The sequence below is a fragment of the Pilosibacter fragilis genome, assembly GCF_032490495.1.
In the GTDB taxonomy this organism is placed as follows: Bacteria; Bacillota; Clostridia; order Lachnospirales; family Lachnospiraceae; genus Pilosibacter; species Pilosibacter fragilis.
Genome location: NZ_JAVYJB010000004.1, coordinates 197736 through 217481, shown reverse-complemented (window position 1 = coordinate 217481; position 19746 = coordinate 197736). Strand labels below are relative to the sequence as shown.

At 48.5% G+C, this 19746-nt stretch carries 22 protein-coding genes and 3 pseudogenes; 11 read left to right on the top strand and 14 right to left on the bottom strand.

Annotation, left to right across the window (positions count from 1 at the left end):
• Nucleotides 1-128: 128 nt before the first annotated feature.
• From ABCW45_RS05355 to msrB, 4 genes are read left to right on the top strand one after another with little or no spacing between them, the layout of a single operon-like run.
• Nucleotides 129-275 carry a CD1871A family CXXC motif-containing protein gene (locus ABCW45_RS05355; RefSeq protein WP_015553408.1) on the top strand — a complete coding sequence of 49 codons (147 nt, stop codon included), beginning with the start codon at nt 129-131 and terminating at the stop codon, nt 273-275.
• A 25-nt stretch (nt 276-300) separates the two neighbouring features.
• Nucleotides 301-1176, top strand: coding sequence for a 4Fe-4S binding protein (locus ABCW45_RS05350; protein WP_343220456.1), 876 nt, complete (start codon nt 301-303; stop codon nt 1174-1176).
• Nucleotides 1173-2132, top strand: a complete 960-nt coding sequence (locus tag ABCW45_RS05345; protein WP_343220444.1) for a TlpA disulfide reductase family protein — start codon at nt 1173-1175, stop codon at nt 2130-2132. Before ABCW45_RS05350 ends, ABCW45_RS05345 begins: the two co-directional genes overlap by 4 nt.
• Nucleotides 2133-2168: 36 nt before the next feature.
• On the top strand, nt 2169-3281 hold the full coding sequence (msrB, locus tag ABCW45_RS05340) for a peptide-methionine (R)-S-oxide reductase MsrB (protein WP_343220443.1): 1113 nt from the start codon (nt 2169-2171) through the stop codon (nt 3279-3281).
• 171 nt (nt 3282-3452) lie between these two features.
• Here msrB and ABCW45_RS05335 read toward each other — a convergent pair whose 3' ends face one another.
• The 3 genes from ABCW45_RS05335 to ABCW45_RS05325 are packed head-to-tail and all read right to left on the bottom strand — an operon-like array spanning nt 3453 to nt 5579.
• Nucleotides 3453-4370 (bottom strand): radical SAM mobile pair protein B, encoded by a 918-nt coding sequence (locus ABCW45_RS05335; RefSeq protein WP_343220442.1) that lies wholly within the window; start codon nt 4368-4370, stop codon nt 3453-3455.
• Nucleotides 4358-5047: a radical SAM mobile pair protein A gene (locus ABCW45_RS05330; RefSeq protein WP_343220441.1), complete on the bottom strand. Its 690-nt coding sequence runs from the start codon at nt 5045-5047 to the stop codon at nt 4358-4360. Before ABCW45_RS05330 ends, ABCW45_RS05335 begins: the two co-directional genes overlap by 13 nt.
• Nucleotides 5048-5075: 28 nt before the next feature.
• Nucleotides 5076-5579 carry a flavin reductase family protein gene (locus tag ABCW45_RS05325; RefSeq protein WP_117484735.1) on the bottom strand — a complete coding sequence of 168 codons (504 nt, stop codon included), beginning with the start codon at nt 5577-5579 and terminating at the stop codon, nt 5076-5078.
• 154 nt (nt 5580-5733) lie between these two features.
• Here ABCW45_RS05325 and ABCW45_RS05320 point away from each other — a divergent pair, with 154 nt between their 5' ends.
• Nucleotides 5734-6087, top strand: coding sequence for a winged helix-turn-helix transcriptional regulator (locus ABCW45_RS05320; RefSeq protein ID WP_015553402.1), 354 nt, complete (start codon nt 5734-5736; stop codon nt 6085-6087).
• An 85-nt stretch (nt 6088-6172) separates the two neighbouring features.
• Here the strand turns inward: ABCW45_RS05320 and ABCW45_RS05315 are convergent.
• From ABCW45_RS05315 to ABCW45_RS05300, 4 genes and pseudogenes are all read right to left on the bottom strand, one after another.
• Nucleotides 6173-6280: pseudogene (locus ABCW45_RS05315) on the bottom strand (DNA-3-methyladenine glycosylase I); the annotation flags it as partial.
• Nucleotides 6271-7107 carry an SIR2 family NAD-dependent protein deacylase gene (locus ABCW45_RS05310; RefSeq protein ID WP_343220440.1) on the bottom strand — a complete coding sequence of 279 codons (837 nt, stop codon included), beginning with the start codon at nt 7105-7107 and terminating at the stop codon, nt 6271-6273. The gene ABCW45_RS05310 and the pseudogene ABCW45_RS05315, both read right to left, overlap by 10 nt.
• Before the next feature lie 16 nt (nt 7108-7123).
• Nucleotides 7124-8005: an SIR2 family NAD-dependent protein deacylase gene (locus ABCW45_RS05305; protein ID WP_343220439.1), complete on the bottom strand. Its 882-nt coding sequence runs from the start codon at nt 8003-8005 to the stop codon at nt 7124-7126.
• Nucleotides 8002-8982 carry an SIR2 family NAD-dependent protein deacylase gene (locus ABCW45_RS05300; protein ID WP_199537942.1) on the bottom strand — a complete coding sequence of 327 codons (981 nt, stop codon included), beginning with the start codon at nt 8980-8982 and terminating at the stop codon, nt 8002-8004. The genes ABCW45_RS05305 and ABCW45_RS05300 overlap by 4 nt, the downstream gene beginning before the upstream one ends.
• Before the next feature lie 126 nt (nt 8983-9108).
• On the opposite strand from ABCW45_RS05300, the gene ABCW45_RS05295 reads away from it, so the two are divergent.
• The 6 genes from ABCW45_RS05295 to ABCW45_RS05265 all read left to right on the top strand — a co-directional run bounded on the left by ABCW45_RS05295 (nt 9109) and on the right by ABCW45_RS05265 (nt 13911).
• The gene (locus ABCW45_RS05295; protein WP_117505192.1) at nt 9109-9552 is read left to right on the top strand and encodes an Rrf2 family transcriptional regulator; all 444 of its coding nucleotides are present in this window, start codon (nt 9109-9111) and stop codon (nt 9550-9552) included.
• Nucleotides 9553-9697: 145 nt separating this feature from the next.
• A complete protein-coding gene (locus ABCW45_RS17910) occupies nt 9698-9949 on the top strand; it encodes a cation transporter (RefSeq protein WP_425518590.1) in 252 nt (83 codons plus the stop codon).
• Nucleotides 9939-10769: a 4Fe-4S binding protein gene (locus ABCW45_RS05280; RefSeq protein ID WP_343220438.1), complete on the top strand. Its 831-nt coding sequence runs from the start codon at nt 9939-9941 to the stop codon at nt 10767-10769. Before ABCW45_RS17910 ends, ABCW45_RS05280 begins: the two co-directional genes overlap by 11 nt.
• A gap of 340 nt (nt 10770-11109) precedes the next feature.
• Complete coding sequence (locus ABCW45_RS05275) at nt 11110-12339, top strand: hypothetical protein (protein ID WP_343220437.1); 1230 nt, start codon at nt 11110-11112, stop codon at nt 12337-12339.
• An 83-nt stretch (nt 12340-12422) separates the two neighbouring features.
• Complete coding sequence (locus ABCW45_RS05270) at nt 12423-13727, top strand: Na+/H+ antiporter NhaC family protein (protein ID WP_015553395.1); 1305 nt, start codon at nt 12423-12425, stop codon at nt 13725-13727.
• 34 nt (nt 13728-13761) lie between these two features.
• On the top strand, nt 13762-13911 hold the full coding sequence (locus tag ABCW45_RS05265; protein WP_015553394.1) for a hypothetical protein: 150 nt from the start codon (nt 13762-13764) through the stop codon (nt 13909-13911).
• On the opposite strand, the pseudogene ABCW45_RS05260 reads toward ABCW45_RS05265, so the two are convergent.
• The 7 genes and pseudogenes from ABCW45_RS05260 to ABCW45_RS05230 form a co-directional block, all read right to left on the bottom strand.
• Nucleotides 13894-14126, bottom strand: a pseudogene (locus ABCW45_RS05260) (hypothetical protein); the annotation flags it as partial. The gene ABCW45_RS05265 and the pseudogene ABCW45_RS05260 overlap by 18 nt on opposite strands.
• Nucleotides 14116-14466: pseudogene (locus ABCW45_RS05255) on the bottom strand (VirB6/TrbL-like conjugal transfer protein, CD1112 family); the annotation flags it as partial. The pseudogenes ABCW45_RS05255 and ABCW45_RS05260, both read right to left, overlap by 11 nt.
• A 138-nt stretch (nt 14467-14604) precedes the next feature.
• Entirely contained in the window at nt 14605-15402 is a 798-nt protein-coding gene (locus ABCW45_RS05250; RefSeq protein WP_117485902.1) for a class I SAM-dependent methyltransferase, read from the bottom strand.
• A 524-nt stretch (nt 15403-15926) separates the two neighbouring features.
• Entirely contained in the window at nt 15927-16319 is a 393-nt protein-coding gene (gene rpsI, locus ABCW45_RS05245) for a 30S ribosomal protein S9 (RefSeq protein WP_021905542.1), read from the bottom strand.
• A gap of 28 nt (nt 16320-16347) precedes the next feature.
• Nucleotides 16348-16782, bottom strand: coding sequence for a 50S ribosomal protein L13 (gene rplM / locus ABCW45_RS05240; RefSeq protein WP_015553390.1), 435 nt, complete (start codon nt 16780-16782; stop codon nt 16348-16350).
• Between the two features lie 181 nt (nt 16783-16963).
• Entirely contained in the window at nt 16964-18310 is a 1347-nt protein-coding gene (locus ABCW45_RS05235; RefSeq protein ID WP_118513701.1) for an MATE family efflux transporter, read from the bottom strand.
• A gap of 497 nt (nt 18311-18807) precedes the next feature.
• Nucleotides 18808-19629, bottom strand: coding sequence for a putative hydro-lyase (locus tag ABCW45_RS05230; RefSeq protein ID WP_118321750.1), 822 nt, complete (start codon nt 19627-19629; stop codon nt 18808-18810).
• Between the last annotated feature and the right edge of the window lie 117 nt (nt 19630-19746).

The following is a 19746-nucleotide window of genomic DNA, read 5'->3' as shown; positions in this document are numbered from 1 at the left end:
TCTTCATTTTTGTGTTGCTTTCATTATAGCAAAAACAGATAAGGTTTGCGTTAAGTTTTCGTTCTTAACAGAGACTTTAACTCTCTCACGCTATGATAGGGGCAGAAAATCGGAAAGGGTGATGAAAAATGAGCTGTAGGAAAAAGGCAGCGGCGCAGATCGTGCTGCTGATGGCCGGAGCCGCCATGCTGTGCTTCGGTGTCTGGCGGGGCGAGGCGGCGACAGTGCTGAGCAAAGCAATCAAATTATGTCTGGAGTGTGTGGGAATTGGGTAAAAAGTTTTCAGGCGTTTCACAGACCATGTCCCGCTTCCGGGGCTGGATTCAGGCGGGGGCGACGCTGCTGACCAACCTGCACCTGCCGAACTTTCTCAAGGGCGGACTGTATCAGGGGGCGGGGAAGACCGTCTGCGTGCCGGGGCTGAACTGCTACTCCTGTCCTGCGGCGTCCGGGGCCTGCCCCATTGGGGCGTTTCAGGCTGTGGTGGGGTCTTCCAAGTTCAGCTTCTCCTACTATATCACAGGCTTTCTCATTCTGCTGGGCGTGCTGCTGGGGCGCTTTATCTGCGGCTTTCTATGCCCCTTCGGCTGGGTTCAGGAGCTGCTGCACAAAATCCCCACTAAGAAGCTTTCCACAAAGAGGCTGAAGCCGCTGACATACCTGAAATACGCTGTCCTGCTGGTGATGGTTTTCCTGCTGCCGGCGTTCCTTGTGAACGATGTTGGCATGGGAGACCCGTTCTTCTGCAAATACCTCTGCCCCCAAGGCGTGCTGGAGGGAGCCATCCCACTGTCCCTTGCCAATTCCGGCATCCGGGCGGCGCTGGGCAAGCTGTTTACATGGAAATTCAGCATCCTGCTGTCGGTGATTGCGCTGAGCGTACTGTTCTACCGACCGTTCTGCAAGTGGCTCTGCCCGCTGGGCGCGTTCTACGCGCTGTTCAATCGGGTGTCCCTCTTCCAGATGAAGGTGGATAAGAATAAGTGCGTTTCCTGCGGGAAATGCGCCAGAGCCTGCAAGATGGATGTGGATGTGACGAAAACGCCCAACCATACCGAGTGCATCCGCTGCGGAATGTGCATCCACGCCTGTCCGACGAGCGCCGTGTGCTTCCGCTACGGCTTCGGCAACGGGAAAGAAACAACAAAGAAAACAACGATGGAGGAATCAAAATGAACAGGAAGAGAATTTTTGCACTGGCTTTTGCCGTGCTGATGGTGCTGGCCCTGGCGGCCTGCGGCATGAAGAACAATGACAAGATGGGCGACATGAGCGGCAACGGCTCCGCCATGACTGGCGAGCCGAAAAACGCCGATGAGGCGCTCGCCCTGCACAAGGAGCTGCTGGAGCAGGAGAACGCGATCCTGTCGGAAAATGCCGAGCTGTGGGAAAAGGTCTTTGTGGAGGCTGACAAGGGCATGGCCATGATCGAGGACGGGAAAAACTACGGCGACTTCCTGCTGGATACCGTCGAGGCTGCTAAAGAGCAGTTCACCGACAAGGAGTATGAGTGGCTGAAGGAGTCAGCCACGGAGATCAGCAATATTGAAAACAGGCTGACCGAGTTGGAAGATAAGTATCCCGAGATCATGCAGAAATCCATGGATGGCGCTATGAGCGTGCCCGCGGGCAGCGACATGACCACGCCGCCTGATGACGGCAGCATGCAGAAATTCCCTGTCTTTGAGGGCAAGGACCTGGATGGCAACACGGTGAAGAGCGACGAGCTGTTCTCCGCCAACGCCGTCACCGTGGTGAATTTCTGGTTCACCACCTGCAATCCCTGCGTAGGCGAGCTTTCCGAGCTGGATGCGCTGAACAAGGAACTGGCAGAGAAGGGCGGCTCCCTCATCGGCGTTAACACCTTCACGCTGGACGGCGACGAAACGGCAATTTCCGAGGCGAAGGATGTGCTTGCCAAGAAGGGCGCCACCTATCAGAATGTGTATTTTGACTCCGACGGTGAGGCGGGAAAGTTTACCTCCAACATCTTTGCCTATCCTACCACCTATGTGGTCGACCGCAGCGGCAATATCGTGGGTGAACCCATCGTGGGCGCCATCACGGAAAAGAAGCAGGCGGAGACGCTGCAAAAGCTCATCGACCAGGCTCTTGCCGCCGATATGGGCTGACAAACGAATTTATCTTCTCAGGAAGGAGGATACACCATGTATCGGAGAGTATTGCCGCTTCTGCTCACCGCGGTACTGCTGCTGAGCGGCTGCGCCGCCGGGCAGAAAAATATGCCGCAGAAAACGGACGAGAAGGAAATGACCGGACAGCCCTCTGATATGTCTGGTGAAGGAAGCATGTATATGGATACCACGGAAAATGTCATATATCTGGCGGGCGGCTGCTTCTGGGGAATGGAACAGCTGATGCAGTCCATCCCCGGCGTCATTGATGCCGAGAGCGGCTATGCCAACGGCACCTGCGAGGCGGATGCCGATTACAAGACCGTCTGCAAAGGGAACACCGGTTTCCGGGAGACCGTGCGGGTGGAGTATGACCCCGGACAGGTGAGTCTCGACGCCCTGCTGCTGGCCTACTTCTATGTGATCGACCCCACGGTGGAGAACCGGCAGGGCAACGACCGGGGCAGTCAGTATCAGACCGGTGTCTATTACACCAACGAAAGCGCGGAGGAAACGGTGGAGCGCATCGCGGAAATCGAGCGGGGACGCAGTGAAAAGTTCTTCGTGGAGATAGGTCCACTCAAGAACTATTACCCCGCCGAGGAGTACCACCAGAACTACCTCGAAAAGAACCCGAACGGCTACTGCCACATCCCGCGCGCGGAGATGGAGCTGTTTTCCCGGCTGCGCATCGATCCGGGCGACTATCAGAAGCCCGCGGCGGAATCCATCCGGGACAAGCTGACGGCGGAGCAGTACCGTGTTACGCAGGAGAGCGGCACAGAGCGCGCTTTCACAGGCGAGTTCTGGGATAAGTTTGAAAAGGGCATCTATGTGGATGTCGTCACCGGCGAGCCGCTCTTTTCCTCCACGGATAAGTACGAGAGCGGCTGCGGCTGGCCGGCTTTCGCAAAGCCCATTGAAGAGCCTGCCGTGGTGGAACTGGAGGACCTGAGCCACGGCATGCGCCGTACAGAGGTCAGAAGCCGTTCCGGAAATTCTCACCTTGGTCATGTGTTCACCGGCGATCCGGAGTCCCCCAATGGCGTGCGCTACTGCATCAACAGTGCGGCCCTGCGCTTTGTGCCTTACGCAAAGATGAAAGCAGAGGGTTACGGATATCTTCTGTATCTGTTCGAGGAATGAGTTCGCATAATACAATGATATAATAAGCAGCGTCCCAATCATTATGAACCGGGACGCTGTCGTTTATGCTCATGTCGGTTTAGTAAAGCGGACAGAAGCCTCCAAATGGGCTGAAAAAAAGGTTCTGACATTGAAGCACAGCTCCATGTCAGAACCCTTTTATTTCACAAATTATTTTTTGTGGTTGCGTCGCCCGGTGTTTTCCGAGCCACGCACTTCCTCATGGTAAAAGTAATCCACAATGACCGGGTGCCCAGGCTCTGCCCGACCGTAGGGCAGCTCGTTGTCCACGAAGGGACAGCTGTTTTCTTTCGCCAGCCGTTCCGCTTGATCCTCCAAACCACGGAAGTAGCTTCTGTCTCTCTTGTTGTAGATAGCGTCGTACAGCGGAACCAAGTCAGGATATTTTTTACAAATATAGTCCATGATGTCTTTTTTGAATCCGCCTCGCAGGTTTAGATTTTCTAACCATATCAGGTCGCATTGGTTTCTGACCTGATGGAAGATAGCCTCAAAATCCGTGATACCGGGAAAAACCGGTGCGATAAAGCACACGGTGCGGATACCTGCGTCATAAACCTGCTTCATGGCATCCAGCCGCCGCTTGATGCTGACGGCATGGTCCATATCGTTTTTGAAATCCTCGTCCAGCGTATTGATCGACCAGGAAATCGTGACCTTTCCCAGTTCTTTCAGAAGGTCGATATCACGGATTACCAAGTCTGACTTGGTACAGATGAGAATTTCCGCCTCGCTGCCCCGAAGCTGCTCAAGAAGCTTTCGGGTGTTCTGAAACTGAGCCTCCTGGGGCAGATAGCCATCGGTCACAGAACCGATGACTATGCGCTGCCCTTTGTACTTTTGCGGATTTTTGATTGCCGGCCAATGCTTCACATCCAGGAATGTACCCCACGGTTCGGTGTGCCCGGTAAATCGCTTCATAAACGAGGCGTAGCAGTATTTGCAGCCATGGGTACAGCCCACATAAGGATTGACGGAATAGCCGCCCACCGGCAGGTTGGATTTTGTCATAATATTTTTGGTTTCTACATCCTGAATCAGAATGCTGCTATCTTTCACTTCCGCCATGTCTTCTGTTCCTCCAATACCCGGTAAAAAGCCGGGGGAAATTCTTGTACCATATGTGTTTCTCCCATGATAGGAAGTAGATCTTCCTTCATGAATACAGGGATGCCAAGCGCATGGGCCTGATGTGTCAGGTTCCACACCCATTCCGGTTTCGATATAGATTTGCCCTTCCTATGTCCGGTCTCAGTCCCAATGACGATCCACTCAATTCCGGTAAGGTCCACCATACCAACATCATCAAACATAGGTTCAAAGGTCACATGATAGTGTCCGCCATGGATATGCTCCCGCAAAGTCCGGATACGGTTTTTCTCTTTACTGGAGGTAACAGTTACACCAAACCAAGCATTCTCCAGGGTAGTGGAAAACACAATATCCTCCGGTCGCTTGGTCAAAAACAGATATTGGTGCTGTGGATTTTCAGTCATCTTGGCAAATATCTGTTCCCGCCACTCTGGCTTCCAGTGGGAAAAATCGCTCATGCCGGTGAGCAGAAAATTCTGTGGGCGCTTTTTCTCCATCAGCCGCAGCTTATTGGGAAAAAACTCCGGCTTTTCAAAGTCATCGATCATGTGAAACCGGCGGACATTGTTTCTGGCATAGCAGTAGCTGCAACCAATAGTACAGCCGATCACCAGATTCATGTTCTGAATACAGTCTTTAATACAAACAGTCACCGCTAACGCCTCCTTTCCGTTTTGAGATTTAGCCTTCTACCGCAGGCGCAACTTTCCCGAAGCCGTTCCAGGCATACAGCCCCTTCTTGTCCTCATCGCCCAGGAACTTGTCCACCTGACAGATGTGCAGGATATGGTCGCCAACTTCCACCGACTGCTGCAGGGTGGCCACCATCGCCAGACGAGTATCCACCGGAATCTGGATGTCACTGCCCTCCACAGCCATCATCTCGATGTTGTTGGCGGCCACCTTGTCGGTCTTGGCACCGGTAGACGCTCCGCAGGCCATCACCGTCTGGGCAAGACTCTCGCCAGGAACGGTGACAATCACCTTTCCGGTCTCTCGTACCTGCTTACCGGTGTGGGACTGTTTTCCAGTGGCGAAGCCCACCATGGGTGGGTTGAAGGAGAGGTAAGACACAAAGCAAATGGGAGCCAGGTTCGTAGAACCGTCCTCCTTTTTAGAGCAGATCAGTGTCAGCGGATTGGGGGAGGTCAGAACAGTAGCCTCCATAATGTTCAGTTCTTTCATGTCATTCAGACCTTTCTAAGAAATTTCAGTCGTTGACTGCTCGGCCAACTAGTGATATATTTATTATACCTAATAGCAATTTTTGTTCAAGTACGCAAATTATTTGTACCTGGTGTCAAAAAATATACTGCAAAAGACGAGGAAAAATCCAATCATGACTTATGAAGAATTCAAAGAAAAGGTTGGCAGTGTCATTCTAACCGATGATGGAAACTGCCCGGTCACGCCGGTGGTTCAAATGCTGCAGGGCAAATGGAAACTCCAAATTCTCTATGAACTATGCATCAAGTGTCCCATGCGGTTTGGGGAACTGAAAAAAGTTCTCAAGCCCATCACCAACACAGCTCTGACCAACGCCCTGAAGGAGCTGGAATCGGATGAATTGATCCAGCGCATCCAATATAATGAAATGCCCCTACGGGTGGAATACTCCCTCACCGAGAAAGGACGGGATCTGTTGCCGGTCTTTTACGCCATTTCTCAATGGGGAATGAAATATATACCATGATTCTAACTATATTAATCTGCAAGATAATAGCCGGGAGGCATTGACAATTTGAGTCAACTTCCCGGCGTTTTATTTTCTGCATTTTCTACTGCTGCAAAGGATTCAGGAAGCAACCTGATTCATGAGAGTTGATAACTCCCACCGCCTGCAAATAGGCATAGATGATTACGGTCCCCACAAACTTCATGCCTCGCACGCCTCCCGGAGAGCAGGCAGCAGCTCATCCAGTCGCCCGTCCAGACCGAAGGACTTTTCTTTGATATTGTCCGTAATGTAGATCTCACCAAGATTGAGGGTCACATAAGTGGCGTTTGGCTCGCTGGCCACCAGGCGCATCATCGGGGCCTTGATCAGCTGATTGCGCCAGCCAATGCCCAGCTCCAAAACCACCAGTTTCTTCCCGTGGTAGATTTTCAGAAAGTTTTGGAACCGTGCCTGGGCAGCGGTATCCGGAATCATTCTCTGACCCGCACCCATGTGGATCTCCATGGGACCGCCGCACTTGGGACAGCGCGGCACCAATTCTGTAGGCACATGGCCGACCTGTTCGGCAGCCGATAATTTTTCGGCCACCTCCAGACTAGGATAGAGGGTGTCGTGGCAGGGGCGGGCACACTGCATCGTAAACCAGTTGCCCTCAATCTCATAGATTTTCGTCGGATCGAAGCCACACAGTTCAAAGTGACCTTCTCCGTTTGATGTGACGACAAAGTAATCTTTCTCTCCCACAATGGCCTTCAAATCGTTCATCACCGGCGTAGGCTGGTACTGCCCGCAGTAATGATGGACGAGCCGGGCCCAGAAGGCCCATTTTTCCTCCTCGCTGGGCCATCCAGCCATCATGCCCTGCAAAATACAATGTAATCCGTATTTTTGTTTGAAATCTCCAAACAATTCATCAAAGGCTGCATTATCTGCAAACAAATGCAATCCTTCGGTGATGGACAGGCCGTTACTGGCCCCGATCAAGATAGCGTCCGCTTCTCTGAATTTTTCCGCAATAGGGTTCCAATCTATCATATTCGTTCGCCCCTTTCTATTTTATGGTTGCTGCGATGGATCGCTCCTGCCGGAGGGCAGCTAGAGTTTCCGTCAAATCTCCTTGCAGATACAGGCTGCGTCCCCGCAGATGCTCTGGCCTATGAGATGACTCTCGATTAAGACATGCATAAAAGACGTTTTCGTTTTTGGCAGTAAGTTCCCAGAAGGGTAGTTTGATGATACTGGGCGTCATCTCACCCACGCCAAGTTCCAACAGCAGGACTTTTTTGTCGGACTGATCCATTATCCAGCGTCGCAGGAATCTATGGTAGCGGTGCAGACTATCCTGCCAGAAGGTTCCCTCCAGGAAGGTATCATCTCGTACCCAAGGCACCAGCACCCGCCCGCAATCCGGGCAGCGAGGAACAGCTTCCTCCGGCAGGCGAACACCTGCCAAGCAACCAGTCAGCTCCTTCACCAGCTCGCGGTTTTCCCAAATATCATCCCGGCAGGGCTGACTGCATTGGCAGTAGCTAAAGTCTCCCTGAAAGGCGCAAATTTGTTTCTGGGGAAATACCCGAAAAAACTGCTGATCCACATTCGTGGTCAACACAAAAGCAGGTTTGTCCGCAACAAGTGCCTGCAGGTCCAGATATGGCTGCCCCGTGGGGGCCTCCCACATGAAGCGGATATATTGACTATAATATCCCCACTGTTCCCCATAGCTGGAAAAGCAATGGTAGAATCCAGCCAGTGGGGAGGTAAATCCATACTGTTCCCGAAAGGGAGCCAATGCCTCCGAAAGTGCCGGGGACCAATGGTAGTGGTCGTATCCAGCTGCGCTTGACAGGCCGGAGCCTCCTCCGATCACAACGGCATCTGCTTGAGCAATACGCTCGGCAAGTTCCTGAAGCACCGCTTGGTTTCCAACCTTCATTGATCGTTATCTCCACTGCCCATGGTGTCCCGTGCATCCCGCAGCACTTGAGCAATGTCGGCCACAATGGTCATGCCCTTGTCCTCCAACTGCTTGGGCAGGAAGTCATACTTGTCGTTGACGCCGATATACCGGGCATGGGGGAAACTGAGGGTCAGGTTCCAGAAAGGCTCCTGGATAAACATGGGAGTCATTCGGCCAACGCCCAGTTCCAGAAACAGAATCTTACTGTCTTTGTGTTCCAGCACATAGCGAGAAATTTTTTCGTACTGTTCTTCGTATTTCTTTCCTTGCAGGAAATTTCCATATCCCCGCACCCAGGGGAATGCCTCACCGCCGCAGTGAGGGCACCGGGGAATGAGATCGATGGGAATCTTCGTGCCATCCCCCATAGCGGCCACCATATCAGCCACTGGCTTTACCGCATCCCAGGTGTCATCGGTGCAGCAGGCAGCACACTGGAAGAACCGGTGATCCCCCTGGATCTCTGCCACCTTCTCCTCCGGGTAGAGTTTGACAAACTGGGTATCCTGGTTGGTGGTGAGGATGAAGAAGTCCTTGCCTTTCAGCAAAGCGTCTAAATTCAGATAAGGATGACGCACAGGTGCGGTCTGGGTGGTGTGAAGGAATGTGGCGAGATACCCCCAATACTCTTCCCTTGTCTTCCAGGGATGCATCATCCCTGCAAAAGCACCTTTGAAGTGGTACTTCTCCGCAAAAGGCCGGAAGTATTTCCGGTAGGAGTCGTTGTCCTCGTAGTAAAAATCTCCGCCACCGGCAGCGGACAGACCGGAGGCCCCGCCCACTACCACACAGTCAGCTTCCTTTACCTCCTGTACCAAACGATGGATCTGTTCGCTATACGGCAGCGGCTTTTTGTCAGTCAGCTGATAAGGCGTACTGCCGGAAGCATAGATAGGATAGTGCCTGGAATAATTCATCTGGGTCTGCATGACCAAATCATCATAGAAGTTCATTGTCACCATTCCTTTCGAGTGGGTGTTATTTTTATTCTTACTTCAAATCATTTTAGCATCCTCTTGCGTTGCTGTCAATATGCTGTTATAATAAAAATAACATCAAAGAAAAAAGGAGATCAGTCCATGAAATATCCCACCCGCCTTAGCGATGCTGTTCATATTCTGGCTTTTATTGCTCTGTACCCAGACTGCGACCTGACCAGTAACAAGCTGGCAGAGAGCATTCAGACGAATCCTGCCTATGTGCGCCAGCTCATGTCCGCCCTGCGTAAAGGAGGGCTGCTGGTCAGTGTGAAGGGACATCCCCGACCCGCTCTGGCTCGTGATCCGGAGAAAATCACTCTGCTGGATGCCTATCGGGCAGTGGAGGGCAACAAGCCCCTGCTCCATCAGGACATCCACACCAATCCTGCCTGTGGCGTGGGTATAAATATCCAACTGGTGCTGCGGGATTTTTACTTGGACATTCAAAAAACAGCGGAACAAAGAATGCAAGAGATCACGCTGAAAGATGTGCTGGAACAATATCACATGAAGTTGGAAGGGATGCCCTTGCAGCGTTTATGACGGATCGACTTTCAGAAACGCTTCCATTTGGGACAAAAATTCTTCTGAACGGGAAATACAGAACCTCCTTGCGGGACTATACTGAGAACCGGAGAGACCTATATCCCGTATGGGTATTCCACTTTCCAGAGAAGGAGGTTTCAATATGCAGGAAAAGTACAATGTCACAGGCATGACTTGTGCGGCCTGCCAAGCTAGGGTACAAAAAAGCGTATCCAACCTGACCGGCGTGCAAGAGTGCAATGTCAATCTGTTAAAAAACAGTATAGACGATGTAACTGCTATGATTGCCGGACAGATTGGGCAGCTTCTTCCGATGGACGAGGAAACCATCAAGCAGTTTCAAACACTTGCAAAAAAGATGATGGAACAAGCGGAGGAATCAAATGTTGATTAGAAAATATTTACCGCCGTTTGTTATGTGGCTCGTTTTTGAAGTGATTGCGGTGACATTATGGTTTGCGTTAGATAATATATTCTATCTTTTCAATTTCTCGTATATTGGCACTGCGATTGCTGTTGGATTGGTATTATATGGGAAGAAGAAAAAATATGCCCGGAATGTAGTACAATTTGCTGTTGGTCTGTATATGATTGTGTATCTGGGGTTTCTTTGTCGAGAAAATATGCAGATAGAGGGCTTCTGGTATTATCTTTTCCTCGGTGTATTTGAAGCCGCTACAATTCATTATGTTGTTGCAAAAATATTTGGTCCTTTGCTATTTGGGCGTGGGTGGTGTGGTTATGCTTGTTGGACAGCAATGGTTTTAGATTTGCTTCCGTTCAAGGAACCTTCCAGTCCACGCAAGCAATGGGGAATGATCCGCTATTTTGTTTTCGGAGCTTCTCTCGTATTTGTGAGTCTGCTCTTTATTCTTAAAGTCCCAAACAAAGAGGAAATTATGTGGCGGAGCTTCATCATTGGAAATATTCTCTACTATGCCGTTGGAATTGCTATAGCCTACAAATGTAAAGATAACAGAGCTTTTTGCAAATATATTTGCCCAATTACAGTTTTTTTGAAACCGATGAGTTATTTTTCGCTTTTTCGCATCAAAGTCGACAAGAAGAAATGTATTTCGTGCGGAAAGTGTGAAAAGATATGTCCAATGAATGTAGAAGTTCCATGCAATTCCCGAAATAAGAAAAACGCAACAGAATGTATTTTGTGCATGAAATGCGTGGAAAAATGTCCCCAAAATGCTTTGAAGCTATAACATAGCAAAGTCAGCCGAGCCAGTCAACGTTCAAGATGAACGGCGCAAAAATTGCGCCGCCGTTGACAGTACCACCCGCCTTTGCTGATGGGTAATCAAGGCGGGAAAGCCCTAAAATGGCTTCTCGATCATTTCAATTTTTGCGGGAGTGTGTCCACAAGTTCGGCGTAGGACGAGGGACGGGGGTTTTCATATACGCCCTGTTTGCTGACGAAACCAGCCCTGCGCTTGCGGCTCTACGCCACACAATCACAGCCCTGTTTTCCTGCTGCTTCAAATGTGCTTGTCCTTTCCTGTGGCAACCGCATTTTCGCAGCAACGCCGACAGGGCGTATCAAATGTGGGAACGGATGCCGCAGTGGATACTGTAACGACTGCTGCCGCAGACACTGCGGCAGGAACATGGGAGCTTGTGAGCGTGACCTATAACGGTATGACTGTCGGCAAGGAGGATCTGGAAGAGATGGGAACTGCCATGACTCTGGATCTCCTGGAGGACGGTGTGCTGATGCTGGCAAATGCCGATACAGAGATGGTATTTGAACGGCCAGGAAGCGTAGCAGCTGTGACTGCACCGGATGAAGAAGAGGGTGAGCAAACAGCCTCCAGCACAGCAGCATCGGTAGAGGACAGCTGGACAGTCGTTCCGCTGGCGTCTGCTCAGGAGCTGGTGCCTTATAGCTGTACAGAATTCAGTATGAATATTCCGGAAGGCTGGAGCGTGAAATCTTCTGCCATGTACACCGGTATGTTTCATGCAATTCATGTTTTTGATCCGGAGAATCCGGTAAATCAGATTTTCTTTATGCTAAAAATGGAACCATTATTTTCAGATGAAAATTCCCGGGCGATGATGGCGCTTTCCAGTGATTTGTTTGGAAAATGTCCCATTCTTATGAATGTATCGACACAGGGAGTCTTTGAAATATTCCCACAGTTTGCAGACGCAATGAATGCAACTGCTGACTATGCGGATATTCAGACACCGTACATTGCAGATTTTTCTGTGACAGAGAGCTTTGAAAGTACTCAGGGAATGAGCAGCGTTGCTATTTCCCCCTCCATTCTTCGGGCGGATTTTACACAGAATGGCACAACGGGAGAAGGAATGTTCACGGCGGATGTGGTTCCCTTTGCCATGGGCACGGGAATGGGATATTATTCTGTCTATAATCTGACAGTCCTCAGTGCAGAAAAGGGAAGCTTTCAGGACTGGCAGCCTACTTTGAATAAAGTTCTCAGCAGTCTTAATTATACGCCGGAGTTCCAGAGCTTTGCCATGTCCCAGAGCAATCAGGCGGCCTCTACCTCCCAGTCTCTCAGCCAGTCAGCCAGTGAGATGTCCGACAGCATCATGTCTTCCTGGGAAAACCGGAACCGGAGCCAGGATATTATGAGCCAGAAACAGAGTGACGCTACCCTGGGTTACGAGCGCATCGTGGACACTGAAACTGGAAATATTTACAAAATTGACAACGGTTTCACCGACTGGTATGACGACTCCCGTTACAAGTCCATCACTGATGATCAGTATACGGATTCGGTGGAAGCAGTGATTCACTGGAAGTAGGGTCATTGATTTTTTAAGGCATTTGCGGTATCATGGCATGGTATAGTTTGGGATAAATAAAAGGGGTTGAGAGGGATTAAGAAATGGAAAAAAGAAACGCAAAAGCCTTATTGCCTATCGCGGTGTTTGTGGTTTTATATCTGGGACTGGGGATTCTGTTTGAATATGGCCTGAATATCGAGATGGGATTTTACAAAATTCCTGTTGTGATTATATTTTTGCTTGCACTGCTTGTTGCATGTCTGCAAAACCGGAAATTAAGCCTGAATGATAAACTGAAAATAATGGGAGTTGGAATCAGCGATCCGAACATTATTACCATGATCATTATATTTATGCTGGCTGGAATTTTTGTGGGTGTTGTTGGAAGAACATCAGCAAACAGTGTGGCATATTTTATTCTGTCACTGATACCGCCTCAGTTCGCGGTTGTGGTGCTTTTTGTAGTAAGTTGTTTTGTATCACTTGCAATGGGGACTTCCGTAGGAACCATTACTTTAATTACCCCGATTGGAATAGCCGTGTCGCGAGCATCGGGGTTTGACCTGCCGCTTTGTATTGCGACAGTCATGGGTGGTGCAATGTTTGGGGATAATCTGTCCTTTATCTCTGATACGACAATTGCCGCATGTAATGGACAGGGTTGTAAGATGACAGATAAATTTAAGGAAAACTTTTTCATTGCACTTCCGGCAGCAATTGTCAGTCTGGTGATTATTTACAGTCTGTCTGTGAAAAATTACAGTGGCGGAGTTGTGCAGGAAGAATATCATCTGATACAGGCCATTCCTTATATACTGGTACTGGCGGGAGGTATTCTTGGCTTAAATGTGTTCCTGGTACTGATTACAGGAATCATAAGTGGCTCCATCATCATGATTGCGACAGGGATGATCGTGCCGACGGATTTGCTTGGAAATATGGGAGACGGGGCAGCAGGCATGTTTGAAACCAGCATGGTTGCCATTCTGGTAGCGTCTATCTGTGCACTGATCAAAGAATATGGTGGATTTGCTGCTCTGCTATATTGGATAAAAAAAGTGTTTAAAGGGAGAAAAGGCGGACTCCTTGGCATGGGTCTGTTGGTAGGTCTGATGGATATTGCAACGGCGAATAATACAGTCGCAATTGTTATGGCAAATCCAATTGCAAAAGAAATGTCAGGAAACTACGGAATCAGCAATAAGAAAGCAGCATCTATTCTGGATACATTTTCCTGTATCTTTCAGGGAATTCTTCCTTATGGAGCACAGATGCTGGTTGCCATCTCAGCGGCTTCCGGCCTGGGTGAGACAGTCAGTGCATTTGATATTCTGCCAAGGTTGTTTTACCCGTATATGTTGTTCATCAGTTCCCTTGTCTTTATTTCTTTTGAAAAAAATGCATAACTGGAAAAACAGATAGAAAAAGAAGGCGAAAGCAATGTTCGGAGAATGTCATGCCCATGTAATCATGGACGGAATCAATTATAAAGCAGCAGTGGCACTTCATAAAGATGGTGTCTGCGAGGCAGCAGTCCGCGCCCATCTTAAGGAATGGAAAGACGCTGGAATAACCTTTGTGCGGGATTGAAATGGAGTTAGCAAAGGTCTCCTCCGATGCCGCAAGGTTCAAAAAAGACAGCTGGAAATGAATCGAGCTGTCAAAATAATTGAGGAAATCCACCAACCCTCAAAGATTGCCGTCTTATCTTCGTTTTGGGAAAGCTGATAGTTGATGTCCTGAAACTGGATGGTCTTTGTGTAGTGGCTGTCCGATACGCGGCAGATTCCGTCCGGCCACATCCGAATTGATAATCCCTGCCGCCTGCGCCACCACGCTCTGCGCCATATCAAAAACGCCCATCACGATATTCCATGTGTTTGTGACAATGAGGATGGCGGCAGCTGATTTGAACACCCACTTGAAAATCATCCAGGTATCCACATCATGCAGGTTGTTCTTGTCTGCAATCATCTGGATCAGGTCTACGGTCATAACGATAGCCAGGATCACACCTGCAATCGGCACCATGATGGAGTTTGACAGATTCTCAATCATATTGAAAATACTGCCATTCCATCCCTGTGGGGTCTGTCCTACCTGTACGGATATGTCCGCGACCTGTTGGTTTACACTGTCAAACATCTTCTTAAAAATCACTAGATTATAAGCAACTTTTAAAAGAGCGGTGGAATTTACTTTTGCACTGGAATTTACTTTTTCAAGTCAGCTCTAAAGCCAGTGGGATTGCGGTAGCCCTATTTCAATCCGACAAACTTGAATTTAACATTTTCTCGCTAATTGTAAATCAATAGTATCATGGATTTTTATTATACCACCATGGTTGTTAATTGCTTCTTTAATTTTAGCAAAGAACTCTGTTCTTATACTTTCTTCAATTGCAATATGGTTTGAATATGTTCCAAGAAGTTCAATATATTCATTTGCGGAAAATACTCGTTCTCGATAAAATAACTCATATCTAATATCTGAAAAACCATATTTGCTTGCAATCATTGCTATCTCTTTTGCCTGCTGTTCCGTATATCCAGATATTGTTTCACGTTCTTTATTGTAATACTTATTGTAATACAGGTCATAAATCTTATCTATTTCTTGTGAAAGCTCTACATTTTCTTTATCACGATACGGATGGTTCGCAAAACGTGCAAAAGCACCACCATTTTTCAGCATAGAAAATACTTTTTCATATCCGATTTTCTCTGGTACCCAATGAAAGGCAGTTGCAGAAAATACTAAATCAAAGGTATTGTCCTCAAACACTGTATCTTCAAATTTACCTGTAATGACTGAAAATTTTTGATACTCATTAAATTTATCTTTTAACAATTCAGAAAATCGTTTTCCACATTCTACTGCTGTCAATTGACATCCAGTTGCTAAAATTGGAGCCGTTGCTTGGCCTCCACCACTTCCCACCTCAACCACATTGCTATTTTCGTTAATAGGAATATAGTCAAGCAATGTTTGATACAATTCTTTTACATAACCAGGACGTGACTTCTCATATGTAGACGAAACTGTATCAAACGTCCATTCTAATCCTTTCAAAGCTGGCATTGCAACACACCTCCAAATCCAGATTTATATCGCTGTTCTTACTATTTCTATCAGATATTACCTACAGATTCCATAGTATCATAGCTCAAAACCGTTCATCCGCAAACTGTTTAGCTATGTAAAGTGATGGCCCTTCCTGATGCCGGAATCTTTTCCCACCATGACAAAAATCACCCTGTTATTTGTTACTGAGTGCCTGCATTAGAATCGTATTTAATTGTTCAGATTTGGTCAGATTATGCCAAACCCTCCAGCGAAAAATCCGGTGTCTGAGAGTGCCAAATCACCCTCAAAAATACCCCCGAAATTGCTCTCTGGTTGTCCTATTTTTTAACCACTAAGGCCGTTTTTTGACCCCATTTTTGGCGGTCGTCCTATATTTAACCACTAAAACTCCAGTGAAAATGGCTCTCGTTTGGTCAAATGAGGTCAAACTATATCAGCCCGTTTAGGTATAAGAAAGCCCCGGAAAACCTTGATTTTCCGGGGTTTTTGAACCATTTTGATATAGTCTGAGCAGTCGATTATCGCTTGCTGAACTGCGGAGCGCGACGAGCTGCTTTGAGACCGTACTTCTTTCTTTCTTTCATACGCGGATCTCTTGTTAAGAAACCAGCTTTCTTTAATACCGGACGGTACTCGATGTCTGCGTGAAGCAGAGCTCTGGAGATACCATGACGGATAGCGCCTGCCTGTCCGGAAACTCCGCCGCCGCGAACGTTAACGATAACGTCGAACTTATCAGCTGTCTCTGTTGCTGCTAACGGCTGACGAACGATGAGCTTTAATGTCTCAAGACCAAGGTACTCATCGATATCTCTCTTGTTGATTGTGATCTTACCTGTTCCCGGTACAAGATATACTCTTGCGATAGATTTTTTTCTTCTGCCTGTTCCGTAATATTTTGTGCTAGCCATTATGAATTTCCTCCTTTCAGACCTCTAATTAAAATTTGATTTCTAAAACTTCCGGCTTCTGTGCTGCCTGCTCGTGATCCGGGCCAGCGTAAACGTGAAGTTTTGTGATCATGCTTCTTCCTAAAGGTCCCTTCGGGAGCATTCCCTTAACTGCTAACTCGATAACCTTCTCCGGCTTCTTCTCGAGCATTTCTCTTAAAGTTGTCTCTTTCATTCCGCCTACATAGTCGGAGTGGCTGTAGTAGATCTTCTGGTCTAACTTCTTACCTGTAACTTTGATCTTGGAAGCGTTTGTTACGATCACGTAATCGCCGCAGTCGATGTGCGGAGTGTAGATCGGTTTGTTCTTTCCTCTTAAGATCTTTGCTACTTCTGATGTCAGACGACCTAATGTATATCCTGTAGCGTCAACTACGTACCATTTTCTCTCAATTGTTGCTGGACTAGCCATAAAGCTCTTCATGGGTTGACCTCCTGTTTGTACTAAATCAATCAATGTTCCTTTATCGTAAAATACTGTCTCCGGGGCTTTGGCTACAGCATTTTCAACCGATGTCACAGTTATACATTATATTATACATGGCCGGGTGTGTCAACCGTTTTTCTTCAAAATTTCGATTAAATTTTTCCGAAAAACCTATATTTTATCGTGGTTTTGGCATGGTCCTCTTTATCGTTCCCCGATATACGATCTCAGCTACAACTGCTGCCGAAAACTCCGTGATCCAGAACGCATTCCAGACTGCTCCGCCGCCAAACAAATGACATAAAATAAAAGCGGATGGAAGGATGACCACGATGTAGCGGAGCAATGAGATCACCAGGGACTGGACGCCCATGCCGATTCCCTCGAGGGCTCCGGATGCCGTTACGGAGACCGTTGAGACGATAAATCCGGCGCTGATGATCCGGAGAGCAGTGCCGCCCGCTATGATAGTCTCCACATTGTCCGTAAAGGCTCCGATCAGCGTATTGGCGATTGTAAGGCAGAGCAGCGTACCCGCCGCCATGATCACACCGGTCATGGCAAGCGTTGTCTTGTAGATCTTTGCAACCCTCTCCCGCTCTCCGGCACCGAAATTGTAGCCGATCACCGGGCGCATCCCCTGGATAATGCCGCTGGCCGGGAAATAGAGGAAAGTCTGCAGTTTATAGTAGATTCCCAGAATGACCACATAGCTTCTGGAATACTGCGCCAGCAGACCGTTTAACACAAAAATCATGACGGAGGGCAGCGCCAGATTAAGGATTGCCGGGATCCCGATCCCGTAGAGCTTCTTCATCGTATTTCCACCTGGAATCTTATACCTTGCTTCCAGCTTTACCGGAACCGGTCCTTTAAAATAGAAGACAAGGTAAACTATGAGCGAAATAAGCTGCCCCACACCTGTGGCGATCGCCGCTCCGGAGATTCCCATTTTCGGAAAGAATGCCAGTCCAAAGATTAAAATCGGATCCAGGATAATATTTGTGATGCAACCGCCGAGCAGGGCGATCATGGAGACCTTCATCCGCCCCACTGCCTGAAAGATCTTCTCGAAGGCTAATCCTGCCATGATGATTGGTGAAAACAGGAATGCAACGGATGCGTAGCGCACACCGTACCGGATGACCTCCTGATCGCCTGTGAACATTCCAAGGAATCCTGGCATGATAACGATACAGATCACAGCGAGGAGGATCCCGTGGATCACAGACAGGACAACGCCCTGAGTCGCTGCCCGGCGCGCTTCATTCTCCTTTCCGGCACCTCTCGCTGTGGCGATCAGAGCGTTGATTCCCACGCCGAAACCGATCGCCATGGCATTGATGAAGTTCTGGATCGGAAATACCAGAGACAATGCTTCCATGGCATTCTCACTGATCCTGGCAACAAAATAACTGTCTACTATATTATAAAGAGAATTCACCAGCATAGACAGGACCATGGGCATTCCCATTCCGAGGAGAAGCGGAAAGATCGGCTTCTCCTTCATGAAAGTTTCATTCATATTTATATCCATTCCTTTCGCTTCGCTCAGGCACAAAACGTTATGAAAATGTTCCCCTGAGCCTATTTTTTCTTTATAATTCTTCTTGCAGGGAACTCGGTATCCTACAAATCACGGGGAGGTGAGTGAGCTGTCCGGCTTGCCGGATGACCGAATATTTATATGTGTAGTCCGCCTTTTCAAGCACAAATAAGTGTGACTAAAGAGCACGTAATCTTTAAACATTCATACAAAAAAACCACACAACCACCCATAAAGCTTTTAGGTGATTGTGTGGCGAAAAAAGTTCTTCTCTAAAAATCCACACGAGTTTTAACGTCTGGTAGAATAACATAGATTTCGGATTCTGTCAACTATCCGGAGCCCGAAGACTCGGTGACCTGAACCTCTCACTCTCGAGGGCCCGAACATCTCACTTCCGCATCTGTCCGGCAAAATCTGCCATGTCCGATGCTGGCAGCTGATCACGCATCTGCGATGCCGCGATTCCTTCTGTTTCACAGCGATTTCGTATCTTGTTTCTTTTTCTCCAGATAGTCATTCAACTCCGCGTTCTTCACATTCGTGATAAACATATGACCCGGAGCGTGGGTGATGACGATCGGCGGCTTCGCCCGCTCGATGGCCGCCTGCGGAGTCACGCCGCAGGCCCAGAATACCGGTATTTCACCCTCGCGGATCTCCACTGGATCTCCATAGTCCGGATGGTCGATATCCTTGATGCCAATCTTTTCCGGATCGCCCATATGGACAGGACCACCGTGAACATTCGGGAACTTCTCCGTGATCTCCGCCGCTTTCTTTGCGTTCTCCGGCGTCATCGGGCGCATGCTGCATACAAGCGGACCTTCAAACACACCGGCTTTCTCGCATTCGATGTTCGTCTTGTACATCGGCACGTTTCTTCCCATGGAGATATGACGCACATCAATTCCTGCCTGTAAGAGCGCCTCCTCAAAGGAGAAGCTGCAGCCGATAAGAAAACCAACGAAATCATCCTGCCAGTATTCGGAAGCATCTGTCACTTCATCGACCTTCACGCCGTTTTTATAGATAAAGTACCGCGGAATATCGGTGACGATATTCGCTCCCTCGCCCATATCATGGACCAGCGGGGAGCCGTCCATGATCTCGAGGATTGGACACGGTTTCGGATTGCGCTCCGCAAACTTTTTAAAATCCTCCGCATATTTTTTCGGCAGGATCACAAGGTTTGCCTGTGCGTATCCCCCGCACATTCCGGCCGTCGGTTCTGTGATCTCGCCGTCACGGATCTTTTTCCAGATCTCTTCCGGTCTTGTCGTTCTGTAATCTCCCATTTTACGTTACCCCTTTCTCCTATGCCGTTCTTTTCGTTTCCGGCATCTTAAGTTTCCTGTTTCCCGCGACCCATTCTGCTGAAACGCTTCGCCGATCAGGTCATTTTCCGGTCTGCA

Coding starts and splice junctions, on each gene's coding strand:
- ABCW45_RS05265 (WP_015553394.1), top strand. CDS start 13,762: ATGTTCGGAGAATGTCATGCCCATGTAATCATGGACGGAATCAATTAT.
- ABCW45_RS05350 (WP_343220456.1), top strand. CDS start 301: ATGTCCCGCTTCCGGGGCTGGATTCAGGCGGGGGCGACGCTGCTGACC.
- rpsI (WP_021905542.1), bottom strand. CDS start 16,319: ATGGCTAGCACAAAATATTACGGAACAGGCAGAAGAAAAAAATCTATC.
- ABCW45_RS05280 (WP_343220438.1), top strand. CDS start 9,939: ATGTTGATTAGAAAATATTTACCGCCGTTTGTTATGTGGCTCGTTTTT.
- ABCW45_RS05325 (WP_117484735.1), bottom strand. CDS start 5,579: ATGAAAGAACTGAACATTATGGAGGCTACTGTTCTGACCTCCCCCAAT.
- rplM (WP_015553390.1), bottom strand. CDS start 16,782: ATGAAGAGCTTTATGGCTAGTCCAGCAACAATTGAGAGAAAATGGTAC.
- ABCW45_RS05270 (WP_015553395.1), top strand. CDS start 12,423: ATGGAAAAAAGAAACGCAAAAGCCTTATTGCCTATCGCGGTGTTTGTG.
- ABCW45_RS05230 (WP_118321750.1), bottom strand. CDS start 19,629: ATGGGAGATTACAGAACGACAAGACCGGAAGAGATCTGGAAAAAGATC.
- ABCW45_RS05295 (WP_117505192.1), top strand. CDS start 9,109: ATGAAATATCCCACCCGCCTTAGCGATGCTGTTCATATTCTGGCTTTT.
- ABCW45_RS05310 (WP_343220440.1), bottom strand. CDS start 7,107: ATGATAGATTGGAACCCTATTGCGGAAAAATTCAGAGAAGCGGACGCT.
- ABCW45_RS05320 (WP_015553402.1), top strand. CDS start 5,734: ATGACTTATGAAGAATTCAAAGAAAAGGTTGGCAGTGTCATTCTAACC.
- msrB (WP_343220443.1), top strand. CDS start 2,169: ATGTATCGGAGAGTATTGCCGCTTCTGCTCACCGCGGTACTGCTGCTG.
- ABCW45_RS05355 (WP_015553408.1), top strand. CDS start 129: ATGAGCTGTAGGAAAAAGGCAGCGGCGCAGATCGTGCTGCTGATGGCC.
- ABCW45_RS05305 (WP_343220439.1), bottom strand. CDS start 8,005: ATGAAGGTTGGAAACCAAGCGGTGCTTCAGGAACTTGCCGAGCGTATT.
- ABCW45_RS17910 (WP_425518590.1), top strand. CDS start 9,698: ATGCAGGAAAAGTACAATGTCACAGGCATGACTTGTGCGGCCTGCCAA.
- ABCW45_RS05250 (WP_117485902.1), bottom strand. CDS start 15,402: ATGCCAGCTTTGAAAGGATTAGAATGGACGTTTGATACAGTTTCGTCT.
- ABCW45_RS05335 (WP_343220442.1), bottom strand. CDS start 4,370: ATGGCGGAAGTGAAAGATAGCAGCATTCTGATTCAGGATGTAGAAACC.
- ABCW45_RS05300 (WP_199537942.1), bottom strand. CDS start 8,982: ATGAACTTCTATGATGATTTGGTCATGCAGACCCAGATGAATTATTCC.
- ABCW45_RS05235 (WP_118513701.1), bottom strand. CDS start 18,310: ATGAATGAAACTTTCATGAAGGAGAAGCCGATCTTTCCGCTTCTCCTC.
- ABCW45_RS05345 (WP_343220444.1), top strand. CDS start 1,173: ATGAACAGGAAGAGAATTTTTGCACTGGCTTTTGCCGTGCTGATGGTG.